Annotated in this window: 19 protein-coding genes; 13 read left to right on the forward strand and 6 right to left on the reverse strand. The window is 68.7% G+C overall.

What is annotated here, in order from left to right; all coding sequences use genetic code 11:
- Nucleotides 1-46 precede the first annotated feature (46 nt).
- Nucleotides 47-457 (reverse strand): PPOX class F420-dependent oxidoreductase, encoded by a 411-nt coding sequence (locus EV378_RS26735; protein ID WP_132430156.1) that lies wholly within the window; start codon nt 455-457, stop codon nt 47-49.
- A 325-nt stretch (nt 458-782) separates the two neighbouring features.
- Between EV378_RS26735 and EV378_RS26740 the strand changes: the two genes are divergently transcribed.
- Nucleotides 783-1,751, forward strand: a complete 969-nt coding sequence (locus EV378_RS26740) for an IS481 family transposase (RefSeq protein ID WP_132432794.1) — start codon at nt 783-785, stop codon at nt 1,749-1,751.
- Here EV378_RS26740 and EV378_RS26745 read toward each other — a convergent pair.
- Nucleotides 1,748-2,665, reverse strand: coding sequence for an IS5 family transposase (locus tag EV378_RS26745; RefSeq protein ID WP_132421081.1), 918 nt, complete (start codon nt 2,663-2,665; stop codon nt 1,748-1,750). The genes EV378_RS26740 and EV378_RS26745 overlap by 4 nt on opposite strands.
- 515 nt (nt 2,666-3,180) lie before the next feature.
- Between EV378_RS26745 and EV378_RS26750 the strand changes: the two genes are divergently transcribed.
- A complete protein-coding gene (locus tag EV378_RS26750; RefSeq protein WP_132430157.1) occupies nt 3,181-4,014 on the forward strand; it encodes a mycofactocin-coupled SDR family oxidoreductase in 834 nt (277 codons plus the stop codon).
- 100 nt (nt 4,015-4,114) lie between these two features.
- On the opposite strand, the gene EV378_RS26755 is transcribed toward EV378_RS26750, so the two are convergent.
- Entirely contained in the window at nt 4,115-5,800 is a 1,686-nt protein-coding gene (locus tag EV378_RS26755) for a class I adenylate-forming enzyme family protein (protein WP_207908875.1), read from the reverse strand.
- A 131-nt stretch (nt 5,801-5,931) separates the two neighbouring features.
- Between EV378_RS26755 and EV378_RS26760 the strand changes: the two genes are divergently transcribed.
- Complete coding sequence (locus EV378_RS26760; RefSeq protein WP_132430158.1) at nt 5,932-6,624, forward strand: TetR/AcrR family transcriptional regulator; 693 nt, start codon at nt 5,932-5,934, stop codon at nt 6,622-6,624.
- Between the two features lie 43 nt (nt 6,625-6,667).
- On the opposite strand, the gene EV378_RS26765 is transcribed toward EV378_RS26760, so the two are convergent.
- Genes EV378_RS26765 through EV378_RS26775 form a run of 3 tightly spaced genes read right to left on the reverse strand, consistent with a single transcriptional unit; the run spans nt 6,668 to nt 8,759 of the window.
- Nucleotides 6,668-7,441, reverse strand: a complete 774-nt coding sequence (locus tag EV378_RS26765) for an enoyl-CoA hydratase-related protein (RefSeq protein ID WP_132430159.1) — start codon at nt 7,439-7,441, stop codon at nt 6,668-6,670.
- Nucleotides 7,438-8,280, reverse strand: a complete 843-nt coding sequence (locus EV378_RS26770; protein ID WP_132430160.1) for an enoyl-CoA hydratase-related protein — start codon at nt 8,278-8,280, stop codon at nt 7,438-7,440. Before EV378_RS26770 ends, EV378_RS26765 begins: the two co-directional genes overlap by 4 nt.
- On the reverse strand, nt 8,277-8,759 hold the full coding sequence (locus tag EV378_RS26775) for a nuclear transport factor 2 family protein (RefSeq protein ID WP_132430161.1): 483 nt from the start codon (nt 8,757-8,759) through the stop codon (nt 8,277-8,279). The genes EV378_RS26770 and EV378_RS26775 overlap by 4 nt, the downstream gene beginning before the upstream one ends.
- A gap of 330 nt (nt 8,760-9,089) precedes the next feature.
- Here EV378_RS26775 and EV378_RS26780 point away from each other — a divergent pair, with 330 nt between their 5' ends.
- From EV378_RS26780 to EV378_RS26825, 10 genes are all read left to right on the forward strand, one after another.
- Nucleotides 9,090-9,590, forward strand: a complete 501-nt coding sequence (locus EV378_RS26780; protein ID WP_132430162.1) for a flavin reductase family protein — start codon at nt 9,090-9,092, stop codon at nt 9,588-9,590.
- A complete protein-coding gene (ribB, locus tag EV378_RS26785) occupies nt 9,590-10,729 on the forward strand; it encodes a 3,4-dihydroxy-2-butanone-4-phosphate synthase (RefSeq protein WP_132430163.1) in 1,140 nt (379 codons plus the stop codon). The genes EV378_RS26780 and ribB overlap by 1 nt, the downstream gene beginning before the upstream one ends.
- Before the next feature lie 48 nt (nt 10,730-10,777).
- Nucleotides 10,778-11,932, forward strand: a complete 1,155-nt coding sequence (locus tag EV378_RS26790; protein ID WP_132430164.1) for an LLM class flavin-dependent oxidoreductase — start codon at nt 10,778-10,780, stop codon at nt 11,930-11,932.
- Nucleotides 11,933-11,963: 31 nt separating this feature from the next.
- Entirely contained in the window at nt 11,964-12,368 is a 405-nt protein-coding gene (locus EV378_RS26795) for a nuclear transport factor 2 family protein (protein ID WP_132430165.1), read from the forward strand.
- A 101-nt stretch (nt 12,369-12,469) separates the two neighbouring features.
- A complete protein-coding gene (locus EV378_RS26800; RefSeq protein WP_132430166.1) occupies nt 12,470-13,576 on the forward strand; it encodes an LLM class flavin-dependent oxidoreductase in 1,107 nt (368 codons plus the stop codon).
- Between the two features lie 104 nt (nt 13,577-13,680).
- Nucleotides 13,681-14,904 carry a cytochrome P450 gene (locus tag EV378_RS26805; RefSeq protein WP_132430167.1) on the forward strand — a complete coding sequence of 408 codons (1,224 nt, stop codon included), beginning with the start codon at nt 13,681-13,683 and terminating at the stop codon, nt 14,902-14,904.
- Between the two features lies 1 nt (nt 14,905).
- A complete protein-coding gene (locus EV378_RS26810) occupies nt 14,906-15,145 on the forward strand; it encodes a ferredoxin (RefSeq protein ID WP_132430168.1) in 240 nt (79 codons plus the stop codon).
- Nucleotides 15,146-15,148: 3 nt separating this feature from the next.
- Nucleotides 15,149-15,889: an SDR family oxidoreductase gene (locus tag EV378_RS26815; RefSeq protein WP_132430169.1), complete on the forward strand. Its 741-nt coding sequence runs from the start codon at nt 15,149-15,151 to the stop codon at nt 15,887-15,889.
- Between the two features lie 83 nt (nt 15,890-15,972).
- Entirely contained in the window at nt 15,973-17,499 is a 1,527-nt protein-coding gene (locus tag EV378_RS26820; protein ID WP_132430170.1) for a class I adenylate-forming enzyme family protein, read from the forward strand.
- A gap of 504 nt (nt 17,500-18,003) precedes the next feature.
- Nucleotides 18,004-18,423: a PEP-utilizing enzyme gene (locus tag EV378_RS26825; RefSeq protein WP_132430171.1), complete on the forward strand. Its 420-nt coding sequence runs from the start codon at nt 18,004-18,006 to the stop codon at nt 18,421-18,423.
- Nucleotides 18,424-18,625: the final 202 nt, after the last annotated feature.

Raw genomic sequence — 18,625 nt, forward strand, 5'->3', positions numbered from 1 at the left:
CCCCGCCGCCGAACCCGTGTATCACTCGCCGACGGCGGTCTCCCGGTCAGGAGTGCAGCGTGCGAGTGGGCTCGAATCCGTTCTCGCCGATGGGTGCGCCGGTCATGTTCCAGCTCCAGGAGATCGTGGGGGTGATCCGCATGTAGGTACCCGGTCCGACCATCCCGACGCGCTCGTGTGGGCCGTCGGCGTCCCCGTAGACCCGGATGCCTCGCGCGATGAACGGGTCGAACGACGGCATGTCGTCGACGACCAGCGCGACCTTGTGGTTGCCGTCGGCGAGGTTGCGGAACTTGCGGGTGGCGGTGACGGTGCTTCCGCCGCCGACCCAGAACACGGATCCGTCGAACTCGACGGCCACCGGAACGACGTCCGGTTGGCCGTGGCCGTCGACCGTCGCGAGCCGCCCCATCCCGTTCGAGCTCAGGTAGGCGATCTCATCGGGGGAGAACGACATCGAATCGGTCCCTTCGGTGGTGAACGTGACGCCGTGGGAAATCTAGGACGTCGTCGACGTCGTCGACGTCGACGCACCGACAGCGCCCGCCACCCGCATGGGGACCAGGGCCGACAGGCCCGACGATGATCGGGAGGCCAGCATGAGCGCCAGCTGCAAGACCGCCAGTGACGCACCGAGCTCCAGGGCCGGCAGGCACAGCGACCACCCGGGTCTAGATGTAGTGCCCATCCACGTTGTTGACGGCGTGGTGGCTTGAAATCGGGGAGACCTCCGGGCGGGGTGTGAGTTGTCGACGCTCACCCCGAACCACCCGGAGGTCTCAGTGGCCCACCGTAATGCCCGCCTCACCGTGCATGGGCGCATGCTGCTCGTCGAGCGTGTCCGCTCGGGTCGACCGGTCGCCCACGTCGCCGCCGAGCTCGGTGTTTCCCGTGCCACCGGCTACAAGTGGTGGGGCCGCTACCGCCGCGAAGGCCCGGCCGGCCTGGCCGATCGATCGAGCCGCCCGCACCGGGTCCCGGCCCGCACCAGCGCCCCACTCGAAACCTTGATCGTGGGGCTGCGCCGCGAGCGCAAGCTCGGCCCGCACCGCATCGGGCCGCTGGTCGGGCTCGCCGCCTCGACCGTGCACGCCGTGCTGGTCCGCCGCGGGCTGTCCCGGCTGGCCTGGGTGGACCGCTCCACCGGGCAGGTGATCCGCCGCTACGAACGCGACCGCCCCGGCGAGCTCGTCCATGTCGATGTGAAGAAACTCGGCCGACTCCGCGGCGGCGGCGGCTGGCGCGCGCATGGCCGCGACAGCCTCGAACACCGTCGGGCTCGCTACGGGTCTCGGGTCGGGTTCGACTACATCCACGCCGCGATCGACGACCACACCCGCCTGGCCTACGCCGAGGTCCACCTCGACGAGCAGGCCGCCACCTGCGCCGCGTTCCTGCGCCGCGCCGCGGCCTGGTTCGCCGCCCGCGGCATCGCCCGGGTCGAGCGGGTGATGACCGACAACGCCCTGGTCTACCGCCGCTCCGCGGCCTGGCGCGACGCCCTGGCCGAGCTCGGCGCCCAGGCCCGGTTCACCCGCCGCTACCGGCCCCAGACCAATGGCAAGGCCGAGCGGTTCAACCGGACCATGCTCGACGAGTGGGCCTACCAGCGCCCGTTCGCCAGCAACGCCGAACGAGCAGCGCAGCTCCCGGCCTGGCTCCACACCTACAATCACCACCGCAGCCACACCGCGCTCGGCGGCCACCCACCCATCACCCGCGTCAACAACCCTGCTGGGACTTACATCTAGAGCCTGTTTGATAAGTTGCGGAGCCAGGTGTTGATGGTGGCGATGTGGACCGTGGCTTCGTAGCGGACGGCGAGTTTGTCGTAGCGGCTGGCGACGGCGCGGTGTTGTTTGAGCTGGTTGATGCCGCACTCGACGGCGTGGCGCTGCTTGTAGGTCTCGGCGCAGAACATCGGTGGACGGCCTCCTCGGCTGCCGCGGCGCTGGCGGTGCCCGATCTGGTCGGCGGGTTCGGGGATGGTGGCGGCGATCCCGCGTCGTCGTAGGTAGGCCCGGTTGGCCCGGGAGCTGTAGGCCTTGTCGGCCAGCACCCGATCCGGGCGCACCCGCGGACGGCCGGGCCCGAAGCGGGCGACCCGGACCCGGTCGAGCACCGGGCCGAACTGCGGGCTGTCCCCGGCCTGACCAGCCGTCACGATCAGCGAGAGTGCTTTGCGGCCTTGTTCACAGGCGAGATGGATCTTCGTGGACAGGCCGCCACGGGAGCGTCCGAGTCCATGATCGTCGGGTTCGGGGGCGCCGTGTCCGCCGGGCGGCTCCCGCTGGAGCTCGGGTTGTCGGCGGGCGCCGGCAGCGTGCTGGTGGGCTCGCGCGATCGTGGAGTCGACCGACAGGTCCCAGGTGATCAGCCCGAGACCGTCGGCGAGCCGCTGCAGCGCCGCCCACACCCCGGCCCAGGTCTGGTCGCGCTGCCAGCGACGGAACAGCCCGTACACCGACTGCCAGGAGCCGTAGCGTTCAGGCACGTCGCGCCATGGGGCGCCGGTGCGGATCCGCCAGCAGATCCCGTCGATCAGCTGGCGGCGGGTCCAGATCGGGGGTCGCCCGAGCGCGCTCACCGGCGGCAACAACGGCTCCAGCAGCCGCCACTGCGCGTCGGTGAGGTCCTTGCGTCCGCCCGCGGGTACGGTCCCCACGAGGTCTCCGGGTGGATGGTCTTCTTGGTCGTTGATCCATCTACCGGAGACCTCACCTGTCTCAGGTCACCGACACGCGACTCCGAAACCAAAGATCGACTTCATAAACACGCTCTAGCCGCGACGCCCTGCTGCCTTGCTGCTCATGGGCTCGTCGTGCCTCATCGGTAGACACGAGGAGAGCCTGTCTCCTGTACCGCCTGTAGCGGTTGGAGGCGATAGCGGCGCGTGCGACGACTGTCGGAGTACCGAGTCGGTCCGGGGTTCAGCGATGGTGACCCGCCCCGCGGTCCAGGTGATCACATCCGACGGACATGGCGACGCTCGCCGACGACCTGGGGTGACGTCTTACGAGTCCGCCGACCCCACAGGGCTGACCGTGACGGACTGAGTTGGAGAGTATGCCCGCGAGCCTCGTTGCAGGTCAGCTGCTTCCGTCAATTTACACGAGCGTAGACGATTTACGCTGACGTTGATAGCGTCCCTCTTGTGGTCGAGATCTGAGGAGCAGACCTGTGGCTGGAGTACTGGAAGGCAAAGTCGCGCTGGTGACGGGAGCCGCGCGGGGTCAGGGACGCAGTCATGCCGTACGCCTGGCCGAGGAGGGTGCGGACGTGATCGCGGTCGACATCTGCGCGCAGATCGACTCGGTCGAGATCCCCATGTCGACGAAGGACGACCTCGACGAGACCGTGCGCCTGGTCGAAGCTCTGGATCGCCGGGTCGTCGCGTCCGTCGCCGACGTCCGGGACGGGCTGGCGCTGCGGGAGGCCGTCAATGCGGGAGTGGCCGAGCTCGGACGGCTCGACATCGTCTGCGCCAACGCGGGGGTGTACGCGCTGACGCTCGATGAGCCGACCGATCCGTCTGAGCGACGACGGTTCTGGCAGGACACGATCGACGTCAATCTCACCGGTGTGTGGAACACGGTCGACGCCGCCGCGCCGATCATGATCGGGGCCGGCAACGGTGGTGCGATCGTGCTGACCGCCTCGACCGCCGCCTCGAAGTCGGCCGCGAACCAGAGCCTGGCGATGAACGCCTACACGGCTGCAAAGCACGGCGTCGTGGGTCTGATGCGCAACTTCGCCGTGGACCTTGCACCGCACATGATCCGGGTCAACACCGTCCATCCGACGGGTGTGCACACGCCGATGGTCGAGAACGACGTGGTCGAGAAGTACATGGGCGTCAACGAGGGCTTCGCGAAGCTCGTCCTCAACGCGCTGCCCGTCCCGGCCGTGGACCCGGTGGACATCAGCAACGCCATCGTCTTCCTGGCCTCTGACGCCGGCCGTTTCGTCACCGGTGTGCAGCTCCCGGTCGATGCCGGTTTCCTGGTGAAGTGACCGTCGCGCGCGAACCACGCTTCCGAGGCGCCGCCCCGACGAGCCCGGCTCGTCGGGACGGCGCCTCGTTGTGAACCGCCCGGCTGTCAGTGCGGGCGGGTCATCCCTGGGGCCGTGCGGCTCCGCCGGCATTGGTGAGCTGCTGTGGTCCTGTCGTCCCCAGGCGCTCCCTGAGACCGTTCTTGTTGATCTTCGTGGCGGAGCGTGGCCATTCGTCGGCCGCCAGGAAGTGGATCTCGTGAGGCACTTTGTAGCGAGCGATCCGACCCGCGCAGAAGTCCAGGATCTCGGCCTCGGTGACGGTGTGCCCGGTCTTGATCTCGACGAAGGCCACCGGCACCTCGTCGAGGCGAGGGTCCGGTCTGCCGACGACCTCGACCCACTCGATGGCCGGGTGGCGAGCGATGAACGCCTCGATCTCGACTGCCGCGACGTTCTCGCCGCCGACCTTGAGCATGTCCTTGAGGCGGCCGTGGAAGGCGACCTGTCCTTCCGGGGTGAAGCTGTACAGGTCGCCGGTGTGGAGCCAGCGATCCGCATCGATCGACTCGGCCGTCTTCTCCGGGGACCGGTAGTAGCCCTCCATCACCGAGTACCCGCGCACCAGGATCTCGCCGATCACGCCAGCACCGACGTCGTCGCCGGTCTCGACGTCGATGATGCGGATCTCCATCCCGGGACAGGCCTTGCCCTGCGCTCTCGCGCGAAGCTCCACATCGTCGTCGGGATCGCTGATCGCGTAGATACCGGCGGCCTCGGTCATCCCGCAGGCGGCGACCAGCTCACATCCCGGCAGCAGCGCCTGCACCCGCTCGAGCAGCACTCCCGGACCGATCAGGAAGATCGAACGTAGCGCCGCCAGGGCCTCGGAGTCGAAGTCGGGGTGATCCAGCAGCGGCTGGAGCAGCGCCGGAAACCACGGAAACGCAACGGTCGCCTTTTCGCCGGCCAGCAGGGCCAGGGCTCGGGACGGCTCGAAGTGGACGTCGGTGACGAACGTGCCCGCCGAACCGATGACGCCGAGGAACGGGGCGAGCGTTCCGATGTGGAACAACGGGCCCGGGGACCACGTCACGTCGTGCTCGCCGGTGCCGAGCCGGTACCGGGCCCGCTCGACGGGTCCGCGGGTCATCGCCTCGTGTGAGAGCACGCAGCCCTTGGGGTTCGCCGTCGTGCCCGAGGTGTACATGATGGCTGCGGTGTCCCGGACGCGGACCCGGGCGCGCAACCGGTCGATCTCCGCGGGGTCGACGGTCTCGACGAGTTCGTCGAACCGCGAGCGGGGGAGGAACCCGTCGCTGTGCTCGCCGGCGATCAGGACCGCGGTGCGCAGGCGCGGCGCCTCGTCGAGGGTGAGGCGGGTCGGGTCGTCGGCGCCGGCGAGTGAGGGCAGGCCCGCGCGCAGCGCGCCGGCCAGGTCGCTGTACTGGCCCTCGCTCGCGGTGGTCAGCAACGCGACCGCGTCGCCGTTGGCGATCACATGGCCGAGTTCGTCGGCTCGGTGTCTGGCGTTGAGCGGCACCACGACCGCGCCGAGCAGGCTGATGCCGAAGAACGCCTCGACGTACTCCACGCCGTTCGGCGCGAGCAGGGCGACGTGGTCGCCGGGGCGAACTCCGAGTGCGAGCAGACCGCGGGCGACGTTGCGAGCACCCTCGAACACCGCGGCGTAGGTCGCGCGCAGGCCGGGGAACACCAGCATGTCGCGGTCGGGGTGCAGGTCGGCGGACCGGGCGAGCAGGTCGCCGACGGTCGACACCTCCGTCCAGCGGGCCGTACCGGTCACGGGATCCTCCTGGCATCGCACAGCGGTGTGGGTGTCGGTCTGATTCCGGCGGACTCGCCGCCTATTGTTCCGGAATTTCCGGAAGCGAGGGAGTGTCTTTCTGGCCCGGTCACGGTGGTAACATCGAATCCATGGCCTCCCCTGCTCGACGCCCTCCGCACGCTTCCGGAAGTGGGCTGTCGCAACGCAGGCGCAGTGCTCAGGTCGAGGGCAGCGCGGTCTATCTCGCCAAGCGTAACGAGCTCCTGCAGATCGCCGGTGACGTCTTCAAGGAGAAAGGTTTCGAGGCGGCGACCCTCAACGACATAGCGAGCCGCTTCGGGACCGATCGTGCCGCTATCTACTACTATTTCGCGGGCAAGGAGGAACTGTTCCAGGAGGTCTTCCAGGCCACCGCCAAGCGGGTCCTCGACGACAACCTCACCGAAGCGGCCGGCATCGCGGCGCTCGAGGCGACCGCACAGGAGAAGCTGCGCAGGCTGATCGAACTCCTGATCACCTCGTACGAGGCGAACTACCCTTATGTCTATGTCTACATCCAGGAGGACATGGCGAAGGTTACGTTCCAGTCCACGCCGTCGGCCAAGGAAATGGTCCGCAAGACCCGAAAGCTCGACCGCATCGTCATCGGCGTCATCGAGTCGGGTATCAAGAACGGCGAGCTCCGCGACGATCTGTCCGTTCCACTCGTCCTGAACGCGTTGTTCGGAATGGTCAACTGGACGCACCGCTGGTTCAAGCCCGGCGAGGGGAAGTACACTGCCCAGGAAACGATCGACACGTTCTCTGCGATCTTCTTCGACGGGCTGCGGAAACCGTCCTGAGTGGCGGCGGCAGTTGTTCCGGACCATGACCACGATCCGGTCGTCAGTGTCCGGTCCAGACCGGCTTGCGCTTCTCGGCGAACGCGGCCAGGCCCTCCTGCTGGTCCTTCGTGCCGGCGTAGGCCTCGATCGGCTCGTACCGGGTCGTCAGGGCGTCCTCGAGGCGCATGCCGAGGCCGGTCAGCGTCGCGTGCTTGGCCGCCTGCACCGCGCGAGGCGCGCAGGCGATCACCTTGCCTGCCCACCGCTCCGCGGCTGCGGCGAGGTCGTCGGGGGCGACGACCTCGTTCACCAGGCCGAACTGCTCGGCCTTGGCGGCGGGCAGGCGGTCACCCGTGAGGATCATGCCCATGGCGATGTGGTGCGGCAGGCGGCGGACCGCGCGGTGCAGGATGCCGGCCTCGCCGATGATCCCGGCCTTCACCTCGGGGATGAAGAACTGCGCGTCGTCCGCGGCGACGATCATGTCCGCGCACATCGCGAGCTCGAAGCCGCCTCCGATGACGTAGCCGTGCACGGCCGCGATCAGGGGGGTGCGCAGGTGATACTGCGGGCCGCCGACTCCGGTGAGGCCGCCGCCGAGGGCCATCCGCCCGTCGCGGTCGGTTCCGCCGGAGACGTCCGCTCCGGAGCAGAAGGCCTTTCCCGGGGTGGCCGAGAGGACCGCGACCCAGATGTCGGGGTCGTCGTCGATCTCGATCCATGCTGCCGCCAGCGCGTCGTCCATGGCGGGCGAGATCGCGTTGAGCGCCTTCGGGTTGTTCAGCGTGACGCGGGCGATGTGCCCGTCCTTGACGAACTCGATGCCGGAGCTCACTGCTGGGTCCTTCCTGGTGGCTTCCTGAACTCGGAGATCGCGGATTTGAGACCGACCTCGCCGATCCACTCGCGCAGTTGCTGCACTGACGGCGACAGGTGCAGCAGGGCGTCCATCTCGGGTACCGCCGCAGCGGCGGTGCGGACACCCATGGCGTCCATCGTGCGGTTCACCGACAGTTTCTTGATCCGCAGCACGTCGGCCGGGATCCGCGCCATGCGTGCCGCCATCTCCTCGACGGTGGAGACGACCTGGTCGGCGGGAACGGCATGGTTGGCCCAGCCCCACTCGACAGCCGTGGTGCCGTCGATCGTGTTGCCGGGGAGCAGCGCCAGTTCCTTGGCGCGCTTCGGTCCGACCAGCGGCGCCCAGAGCGGTGCGATGTAGCCGCCGCCGAGCGGGAGTGCCGGCTCACCGATCCGGGCATCGTCGGCGACGATCGTCAGGTCGGTGAACACGCACAGCTGGGTCGCTCCCGCGATGCAGTAGCCATGCACCGCCGCGATCACCGGCTTGGGGTGGTCCCAGATCGCGAGATACCGGTTCACGTTGCGGGCCAGCCGCTCCCGGTCGGCGACGGGGTCGGCGGCCTTCGGGGTGCCGACCTGGTCGACGTCGTAGCCGGCGCAGAAGCCCTTGCCCTCTCCCCGGATCCCGATCACGGGTCCGCCGTCGTCGGCCAGCCGGGCGAGCGCGTCGGAGAACTCGTCGAGCATCGCGTTCGACAGGGCGTTGGCCTTGTCCGGGCGGTCGAGGACGATCCAGGAGATCGGCCCGCGGTGCTCGATCCGGAGGTAGGCGTAGTCGGGCTGCGCCGGGGGCTCGGCGACGGCGGTCACGACTGGGCGCGTCCGATCGGGATCTGCTTCTTGACGTGGAAGTCCACGACGCCCGCGGCCCGCAGCTCGCGGCGGGCGAAGCGCCAGCCGTCCTCGGTTCGGACGAGTTCGTCGTGGTACTGGCCGAAGAAGTGGCCGTCCGGGCGGTCCTTCACGTAGCTGTGCCACGCGTAGAGCGCCGATCGCACGGTCGCGGTCGCGAGATCCGGCCCGAAGTCGACCACGATGTTCGAGACGTGGTGGCTGGTGGCGGCGAAGAAGCTGCCGATGCCCGACAGCGTCTCCCGGTAGGCCGCGCGGCCCTCCGCTCCGAAGTCCGGCCCATAGGCGACGTAGCAGTCCTCGGTGAACAGCGCCGCGATCTCGTCGGGGTGGTTCATGTCGAGGTGGAAGGCGTAGTCGAACAGCAGCCGGTGCACCTTCTCGGTCTCGACGAGTTCGGCGACGAGTGCATCGGTGGACTTCTGGGTCGTCGTCACAGGCGGTTCCCTCCGCGGTCGTGGCGGGAGGGGTGCCGACGCTGGCCGACCCGAGCCGGCCCGATCCGGACAGGTCCGATCGCCGTGGCCGCCGCCTCCCTGGGAGCAGACGACGCCGACAGTATCTACGTTCGTGTAAACGGTCAACGGTCGTCGGTGGGTCGGCTACGCGGATCGTTGTCGCAGCTAACAGTCGTTGCCGACTCTGGTTTACGTCGACGTTGACAGTTTACGTCTGTGTAGATAGCTTCTGGTTCGTCGCCGCGGGCCCGGTTCTGGACCGTGCGCGGCGCGCCTTCGGACGCCACGGCACGACCTCGAAGGAGAGGCATGACCGAGCTCGACGCGATGACCGGGGATCCGGTCCAGCTACGACGCGCCTACGGGTGCTTCCCCAGCGGGGTGACCGCGATCTGTGCACTCGACGCCACCGGCACGCCGGTGGGTATCGCGGCGAGCTCCTTCACGTCGGTGTCGGTGGAGCCGGCGCTGGTCTCGGTGTGCGTGCAGAGCTCCTCGACGACCTGGCCGCGCCTCCGCCGCCTGCCGCGGCTCGGGGTGAGTGTGCTCGCCGAGGAGCAGAACGCCGCCGCGCAGCGGCTGGCGATGAAGCAGGGCGACCGGTTCGCCGAGCTCGACTGGTTCGGCACCGACGACGGCGGGATCCTGGTGCGGGGCGCCGTCGCCTGGCTGGACTGCTCGATCCACGCCGAGGTCACCGCCGGCGACCACGAGATCGTGCTGCTGTCGATCCACGCCCTTCGCGCCGACCCTGACCGAGCCCCGCTGGTCTTCCACGGCAGCCGCTTCCGGCAGCTGGCGGCCGTGTGATGCGGCAGGTCGAGACGGCCCTGGCCGAGATCGCAGCCGGCCGCCCGGTCGTCGTCGTCGACGACGAGGACCGCGAGAACGAGGGCGACCTGATCGTCGCCGCCGAGCGGGTCGACGCCGCCACCATGTCCTTCCTCGTGCGCCACACCTCGGGGTTCGTGTGCGTGGCCCTGCCCGAACAGGAGTGCACGCGTCTGGCGCTGCCGCCGCTGCACCACAGCAACTCCGACGCCTACCGCACGGCCTACCGGGTCACCGTCGACGCGGTCGACGGGATCTCGACCGGGATCTCCGCGCGGGACCGCGCGCACACCGCGCGGCTGCTCGCCCGCCCATCGACGACGGCGACGGACTTCTCACGACCGGGACACGTCGTGCCGCTGGCGGCGCGCCCGGGTGGCGTGCTCGAGCGCGAAGGGCACACCGAGGCCGCCGTCGACCTGACCCGCCTCGCGGGTCTGCGCCCCGCCGGCGTCCTGTGCGAGATCGTCAGCGTCCGCGAGCCCTCGCAGATGGCGCGCCGCGACGAACTGGTCGACTTCGCCGCCGAGCACGGCCTGGCGATCGTCTCCGTAGCGCAGCTGGCCGAGTACCGGCGGGGGAGCGAGGTGTCGGTCGAACGGGTCGCCGACGCCGACCTGCCGACGCGCGCCGGGGCCGGGCGGACCATCGGGTACCGGACGACACCGGACGGCGGAGAACACCTCGCGCTGGTGACCGGGGAGGTCCTCGGTGGCCACGACGTCCCGGTTCACGTCCACGTCGAGTGCCTGCTCGGCGACGTGTTCGGTTCGCACCGCTGCCAGTGCTGCAACCACCTCGACGCCGCCATGCGCGAGATCGCCGCCGGCGGCCGCGGCATCGTCGTCTACCTGCGCCCCGGGACGAACAGCCCACTTCGCGTCCTGCAGGAGCAGGACGCGACGGTGAGCCGTCTGGTCAACCGCAGCGAGGTCGCATGCGCCCCGTTCACCCGGCAGGACGCCGCCATCACGTCCGCGATCCTTGCCGACCTCGGAATCCGGTCGGCCGGCGACCTCTACAACCCCTTGTCGGTCCAGACGGCCCTGTGTGTCCGGGTCCCCGAGACGACCTCGTCCGCTGACGTGGCGGCCGAAGCCTCCGGGGCGGTCGCCTGACGGCCCGCCGACGAACCGCCCGCGACGACCGCAAGGAGAGTCTTTTCGGTGAAGTTCCACCTGATGCAGACCGGTGTCATCGGCCGGCGCAAAGAACTCGAGGCCGGGATGGCCGGGCAGCGGCCCGAGCTCTACCAACGGTTCCTCGAGGAGATGAAGGGCTACGTGCAGCTCGCCGACGAGCTCGGCTACGAGTCGTACTGCTCCCCGGAGCACCACCTCCAGATCGAAGGCTTCGAGATCACCAACCACCCCGGGATGATGGGGCTGTTCGTGGGCCAGCACGCCAAGCGCCTCAAGGCCGGCCTGCTGGGTTACGTCCTGCCGACCCACAACCCGGTCCGCGTCGCGGAGGAGATCGCGACGCTCGACCACATGCTCCAGGGTCGGCTGATCGTCGGGTTCGCCCGCGGCTACCACGCCCGCTGGGTCGACGCCTACGCCGCGATCCGCGGCAGCGGCGCGACCAACGTGGCGCACGCCAAGGCCAGGGACGAGCAGGACGCGATCAACCGGGAGATCTTCGAGGAGTCCGTCCAGATCCTGAAGAAGGCGTGGGAGAACTCGACCTTCACGCACAAGGGCAAGTACTGGCAGTTCCCGCCCGAGGACGGCTCCGCCGGCCACCCGGGCTACGCCGAGTTCGGCGCAGGGCAGGACGAGAACGGCGTCGTCCGCGAGATCGGCATCGCCCCGCGTCCGTACACGGACCCGCACCCGAGGATGTATGGCCAGTTCGCCTACAGCATGCGCACCGTCGACATGTGGGCTCGCGAGGGCGGTAAGCAGGTCGTGTTCGCCAACGACATGGACTTCTGCGAAGCGCTCTGGAACCGCTACGCCGAGACCGCCAAGAAGGCCGGCCGCGACGTCCCCCGCGAGGAGATCGGCGCGTGGGGCGGGTTCCTCATCCTCACCGACAGCAAGGACGAGGCTCAGGCGCTCGAGGCGGAGCACCGCTGGTTCTGGGACAAGTGGTTCATCCCGCACGGCCAGCAGTTCCCCAACGTCCTCATCGGAACCCCGGACGACATCTCCCGCCAGATCGAGGACGCGCAGAAGCGGCTCGGCTTCAACGAGTGCTTCCTGATGTTCGGCCAGGGCCACCTCGAACCCGAGCGGCAGAACGCGGAACTCGTGCGGTTCGCCGAGGAGGTCGCCCCGCGTTTCGCCGGCAAGGACGCCGCCGGCGGCTTCATCTGACCGCCATCACGTCACACCGAGGGAGGCAACGATGCCCAGTACCGAGAGCACCAAGTCAGCCGTCACGACGTTCCTGGAGATCTTCTCCGAGGGCAACGTCGAGAAGACACTCGCCGCGCTGAGCGACGACGTCACCTGGTGGGTCTCCGGGAAGCTCGACGGGATGTCCGGCTCCTACGACAAGCAGGGGTTCGGGCAGCTCATCGGCGGGGTCGCCGACGTCTACACCGCACCGCTGCGGATCACTCCGATCTCGATGGTCGCCGAGGGCGACAAGGTCGCCGTCGAGGCCGACTCCTACGCCGAGCTCAAGGACGGGCGGGTCTACAACCCCCGCTGCCACTTCCTGTTCCACGTCGCGCCGGACGGGCGAATCGCCGAGGTCCACGAGTACCTCGACACCAAACACGCCCACGACATCTTCTTCGCCTCCTAGCGCGAAGGGCCGGGGCCGCCCAGCAGCGGGCACCGGCAGGACCGCATCCCCTCCGACTGTCCAGTACGACCAGTCCCAGCACTGTCAGGAGAACAGAACCGATGGAATCCGGACTCATCCACATCCCGTACATGCGCCCGGAGCGCACCTCGCGTCAGACGTTCGACTGGGCGCTGGCCAACGCCCGTGAGGCCGACCAGGCCGGCTTCACCGAGTTCATGGTCGCCGAGCACGCCACACAGAAGTGGGAGTGCATCCCGACCCCGGAGCTGGTGATCGCCGCCGCCGCGGTGCAGACCGAGCGGATCAAGTTCGCGCCGATGGCGCACCTGCTGCCGCAGCATCACCCCGCCCAACTGGCCATCCAGGTCGGATGGCTCTCCCAGATCCTGGAGGGCCGCTACTTCCTCGGGATCGGCGCCGGCGCCTACCCCCAGGCCGCCGAGCTGCACGGCATCACCGACGTCTCCACGAACCCGGCGCGGGTGCGTGAGTCGCTGGAGATCATGGAGAAGATCTGGAAGCGCGAGCCCTTCCACTACGAGGGCCAGTTCTGGAACGCGGGCTACCCGGAGGAGGTCGACGACGGTCAGGGCCACGACGACCACAAGATCGCCGACTACAGCCCGTGGGGCGGCACGATGGACATCGCCGTCACCGGACTCAGCGTCAACTCGCCGTCGATCCGCTTTGCCGGCGAGCGGGGCTTCATGCCGGTCTCGATCTACTCGGGCTCGTCGATCCTCAAGACGCACTGGGAGACGTACGAGAAGGCCGCGCTGGAGCACGGGCACACCCCGGACCGCAGCCGCTACCACGTCTCGCAGACCGTCTTCGTGGCCGAGACCGACGCCGAGGCCAAGAAGCTCGCCATGGAAGGTGGCATCGGCTATGCGTTCGAGCGCTACCTGTGGCCGATCTGGGAGCGCTTCGGGATGCTCGAGGGCTACATCAAGGACGTCGGCGGGGACCCGTCGGACGTCGACCTCGAGTGGATCTGCGACAACGTGTGGGTCGTCGGTTCCCCGGAGACGGTGATCGAGAAGCTGAACAAGCTCTACGAGTTCACCGGCGGCTGGGGCGTTCTGCAGGTCGAGACCCACGACTACATGGACGACCCGGCACCGTGGTTCCAGTCGCTGCGACTGATCGCGCAGGAGGTCGCCCCGAAGATCCAGCTGCCGTTCAGCGTCACCGCCGGCAACTGAGGTCTTACACCGGAACCGCACGGGCCCGAGCCACCTCGGCCCGGGCCCGTGCGGCCCGACCCGATCAGTCGCTGTCGCGACGGCCCACCATCGGAGGTCCAGCAATGACGCCGACCCTCGCCGCACACATCCCCGGGATCCTGGCGCCGGAGTTCGAGGCGGACCCCTACAGCTCCTACTCACTCATGCGAGACGAAGCGCCGGTCTACTACGACGACCAGCTGCAGGCGTACGTGCTCAGCCGCTACGCCGACGTCGCGCGGGCGTTCAAGGACCCGGCGTTCACCAACCGCAACTACGAGTGGCAGCTCGAACCGGTACACGGACGCACCATCGTCCAAATGGACGGTCGCGAACACGCCACCAAACGCGCGATCGTCGCTCCGTCGTTCCGCCCCAAGGTGCTCTTCGGGCAGCTCGCCCCGATCATCGAAACGAACGCAGTCCGGCTGGTCGACGAGTTCGTCGCGCGCGGGGGCTGCGAGTACTCCTCGGAGTTCTCCCGCCTGTATCCGATCAACGTCACCGCGGACATGATGGGGCTGCCCGTCGAGGACCTCGAGACGTTCCGGGGCTGGTACACGGCGATCATCGACTTCCTCGGCAACCTCACCGGCGACGAGGACATCGCCGCGGCGGGGATCCGCGCCCGCGACGCGATGGCCGAGTACATGCTGCCGATCATCGCCGACCGGCGTGAGAACCCGGGCGACGACCTGCTGTCCACGCTCTGCACCGCCGAGGTGGACGGCACACGAATGTCCGACGAGGAGATCAAGTCCTTCGCCAGCCTACTTCTCACCGCGGGCGGGGAGACCACCGACAAGGTCCTCACCAGCCTCGTCGCTAAACTCGTCGAACACCCGGACCAGCTCGCCGACGTCCGACGGGACCGGTCGCTGATCGCCGCCGCGCTCGCGGAGACCCTCCGGGTCGCGCCGCCGCTGCACATGGTCATGCGCCAGACGGCCGAGGAAATCGACATCGCGGGCACGTCGATACCGGAGGGCAGCACCGTGATCTGTCTGATCGCCTCGGCCAACCGCGATCCCGCCACGTTCGCCGCGCCCGATTGCTTCGACATCCACCGCACAGACGTCGACGCGGCCCGCGAGTTCTCCGGCGCGTCCAAGCAGCTGGCGTTCGTGCACGGCCGACACTTCTGCGTCGGGTCCCTGCTCGCGAAGCAGGAGGTCGAAGTCGGGATCAACGTCCTGCTCGACCGGACGTCTGATATCCGGCTGTCCGAGGGCTTCGTTCCTGTCGAGGAGGGGGTCTTCACACGGGCCCCGCGCAGGTTGCTGCTCGATCTCACGCCCGCGACCTGACATGGCGGCCGGACGGAGAGCGCGGGTCGACGTCGACACGGACAGCTGTGTCTACACACTGCAGTGCACCTACTACGCGCCGACCGTGTTCGACGTCGACGAGCACGGCGAGATGGTCTTCACCCCGCACCTTCCCGCAGAGGCCGTCGAGGCCGCGGAGTACGCAGCCGAGCTCTGCCCCTCGCGGGCGATTCGAGTCACCCGCCACACCGCCCCACCCTCTCGTTCGAACCAGGAGTGACACGTGCAACGTCTACAAGGAAAGGTCGCGCTGATCAGCGGCGGAGCGCGCGGAATGGGCGCCGCCCACGCGCGGGCTATCGTCCGAGAAGGCGGCTCGGTGGTGGTCGGGGACGTGCTCGACACCGAGGGCAAAGAGCTCTGCGACGAACTCGGGAACGGCACCCGGTTCGCCTTCCTCGACGTGAGGCTCGAGGAGGACTGGGCGGCCGCCGTCGAGCTGGCGACCGCCACGTTCGGGAAGCTCGACGTGCTGGTCAACAACGCCGGGATCTGCAGTACCGGCAGCCTGTTCGACTACTCCCTCGACGACTGGAACCGGATCATCGGCATCAACCTGACCGGACAGTTCCTCGGGATGAAGGCCTCGGTCGCCCACCTCATTGCCGCCGCGCCGTCGTCGATCATCAACATCTCGTCGACCCAGGGAATCGAGGGCATCGCCGCCCTCCACGGCTACACCGCATCGAAGTTCGGAGTGCGCGGACTGACCAAGTCAGCGGCCCTGGAGCTGGCAGGATGGAATGTTCGGGTCAACACGATCTGTCCCGGCACGATCGCCACACCGATGAACGAGGGCCTCGACGTCAGCGGCTTCAACCCGATGAACCGCAAGGCAGACCCCCAGGAGGTTTCCTCCCTGGTGGTCTACCTGGCCGGCGACGAGTCCAGTTTCATCACCGGTACCGAGATCGTCGTCGACGGCGGCGAACTCGCCGGCCACGGCCCCCTCGTCAGCAACTAGCCATACGTCGTGGTGGAGGCGAGGACCCGACCGTCTTCACCAGAGCACGGCCGCACCGGACCTGTCCGCCAAGGAGATCGAGTTTGCCTACCACCGATGTCGCGGCTGACCGGACACTTCTCGAGCTCCTGGGACACCGGGCCTCGACATGCTCCGCCGAACCGGCCATCGTCGACGCCGACGGCACGATCACCTGGGAACGGCTCGCTACCGACGTCGCCGCACTGCGCGCCCGCCTGGCCGGCTCCGGTGCGATCGACGGTCACACGGTGCTGGTGGCATTGCCGAACACCCGCCTGACCATCGCCCTATGGCTGGCCGTCCCGGCGAACGGAGCGACGGTACAGGTCGTCGACCCGGACTCGGGCCTGCTCGCCCTGGAGCGCGCCTGCGCCGCAACCGCTCCGGCACTCGCCGTCGCCACCGACGCCAACGCCGCGGTCCTCGCCGACGCCATCCATCGCACCGGCAGCCGGACCCGGCTGATCGTCGCCTCGACCGACGAGCTGCGCGACGCGAACCTCGATCAACTCGGTCCCGCCGCCGCCGCACCCGACCCCGATCCGGACCAGATCGCCTCGTTGCTACCCACCTCGGGCACCAGCGGCGCCCCGAAACTAGTGCAGCTCACCCACCGAAACCTCGTCGCCGCAGCTGAGCGGCTCGCGCGCAACGGCGGATACCTGCCCTCCGACCGGCACTATCTGTGCTCGCCGTTCTTCCACACGAACGCGCAGGCCTACATCTGCGCGCCGCCTCTGATCACCGGTGGCTCGATCGCGATCGTCCCGCGGTTCAGCGCGACCCGGTGGTTCGACGACGCCCGCGAGCTCGGCGTCACCGTCGCGTCCATGGTCGCCCCACCGATGCGGATGGCCCTGCTCAAGGCGATCGAGCGGGGCGGTGACATCGATCCCGGGCCCCTTCGAGCCGTCCACTACGGAATGACTCTCTCGGCCGCCGACTGGACGGAGTGGGACCGCCGCGTACCGCAGATCCACATGCGACAGATCTACGGACAGACCGAGTCCGTGACCGGGGTCCTCGGTGGAGCCCCGTGGGAGATCGACGACCGCGCGACCATCGGGCGTCCCTTCCTCGGAGTCGAGGGCGTGCGCCTCGTCGGCGACGACGGCCAGGACGTCCCGGACGGGCTGCCGGGCGAGCTCTGGGTGAAGGGCATACCCGGTCTGACCCTCATGCTCGGGTATCACCGGCAGCCCGACACGACCGCCGAGACGGTCGTGGACGGTCGGTGGCTTCGCACCGGCGACCAAATGATCCGTCACCCCGGCGGACGTTTCGAGTTCCGCGGCCGAGCCATGCACATCATCCGTCGAGGCGGCGAGAACCTCTCCACATACACCCTCGAGGCCGACCTACGCTCGTGCCCTCTGATCGTCGATGTGGCCGTCACGTCGTGCGCGGACGACACACTCGGGGCCGCGGTCGTCGCACACGTCATACCCCGACGGGACTTCACCGAACAGGACTTCCTCGTGTGGTGCCGCGACAACGTCGGAAAGCGGGGGACGCCCGACCACGTCCGCCGGCACTCGACGTTCCCGCGCACGGGAAGCGGACGCGTCATCGTCCGGGACCTTGGCTGATGACAACGAGAATGCCGACGATCACGTCGCGCTCGGGGCGTACACCGCCGAGTACCGCCGAACATCCTCACCGCTGCTGATCAGCGGATACAACGTCGGCGGACTCGCACAGAACGTCGTCGCACAGCGGACATGGGATCCGTCAGGTCGTCGGTTCGAACCCGACCCGCTACGGACCCGGCCCCGCGACCAGCTCGAACGGTCCGGGGCCGGTTCCGTACGCGGCTCGCGAAGATCCTTTCCCGCTCAGGCTACGGCGACGAACGTCCGGGGTGCCGAGGGCCACGACCGTCGCTGTGCACGGTGCTGCACGCGCTGTTGACCAGCGGCGTGACCTGGGATTCTGTCTCACTGCGACAAGGCCCTCACCGAGATTTATCTGAGTCGCCCATCGGAGCCTCTGGTGACAGACGGCACTGTGACCGCCACAACGCTGGCTTGTGAGGAGCTCGGTCCTCACCGTGAAGCGGTGTGTCAGTCGATCAAGTTCGAGGAGGAACTTCCATGGCCGACGTGTTGGCCGAGGGCTACAACGTCTTCGACACCAAGAAGTCGCCGAGCGGCACGGTGAAATATCTGGAGTCCCCGCAGGAGGTCATCGGGCTCATCCAGTCCGGGAAGCTCGCCGAGCACATCCTGCTCGTGCGCGGCGGCACCACGACGTTCCTCGCCCCGGCGCTGTCGATGGGCGCGATCGGCGTGATCACGATGTCCGGTGCTCCCGAGTCGCACCTGGGCATCCTGTCGCGCGAGTTCCAGACCCCGTGCGTGATGACCGCGCACCTGACGTCCAGCGAGTCCCGCTACGTCGTCGGCTCCACCGACGAGGCGCACTTCGTCGAGATCGCCAAGGCGCTCGACGGCCGCAAGGTCCGTCTGGACTGCACCGACGACGAGACCGGCCGGGTCGTCGCCGAGGACTGATGCCCGCGCCGAGCAGCCGGTGCCGCATCGCGGAACGTTCGGTACCGACCTCGCCAGGTCCAGGCGCCCGCAGGCGGCGTTGCGCCCCTGCGAAGACGCCCGGAACGAGCTGCGGGCGGCGCCGGGCCTGAGAACGCCCGGATCCGCCGGTCCCGGCACCACGTTGCGCGACACGGCACCAGTTCCCTTCCTTCCGGGCCGA

It is taken from the genome of Pseudonocardia endophytica, assembly GCF_004339565.1.
Lineage (GTDB): Bacteria > Actinomycetota > Actinomycetes > Mycobacteriales > Pseudonocardiaceae > Pseudonocardia > Pseudonocardia endophytica.

Excerpts from the sequence above, each read along its gene's own strand:
- EV378_RS26805 (WP_132430167.1), top strand. The coding sequence starts at position 13,681 with ATGACGCCGACCCTCGCCGCACACATCCCCGGGATCCTGGCGCCGGAG.
- EV378_RS26735 (WP_132430156.1), bottom strand. The coding sequence starts at position 457 with ATGTCGTTCTCCCCCGATGAGATCGCCTACCTGAGCTCGAACGGGATG.
- ribB (WP_132430163.1), top strand. The coding sequence starts at position 9,590 with ATGCGGCAGGTCGAGACGGCCCTGGCCGAGATCGCAGCCGGCCGCCCG.
- EV378_RS26760 (WP_132430158.1), top strand. The coding sequence starts at position 5,932 with ATGGCCTCCCCTGCTCGACGCCCTCCGCACGCTTCCGGAAGTGGGCTG.
- EV378_RS26795 (WP_132430165.1), top strand. The coding sequence starts at position 11,964 with ATGCCCAGTACCGAGAGCACCAAGTCAGCCGTCACGACGTTCCTGGAG.
- EV378_RS26825 (WP_132430171.1), top strand. The coding sequence starts at position 18,004 with ATGGCCGACGTGTTGGCCGAGGGCTACAACGTCTTCGACACCAAGAAG.
- EV378_RS26780 (WP_132430162.1), top strand. The coding sequence starts at position 9,090 with ATGACCGAGCTCGACGCGATGACCGGGGATCCGGTCCAGCTACGACGC.
- EV378_RS26810 (WP_132430168.1), top strand. The coding sequence starts at position 14,906 with ATGGCGGCCGGACGGAGAGCGCGGGTCGACGTCGACACGGACAGCTGT.
- EV378_RS26800 (WP_132430166.1), top strand. The coding sequence starts at position 12,470 with ATGGAATCCGGACTCATCCACATCCCGTACATGCGCCCGGAGCGCACC.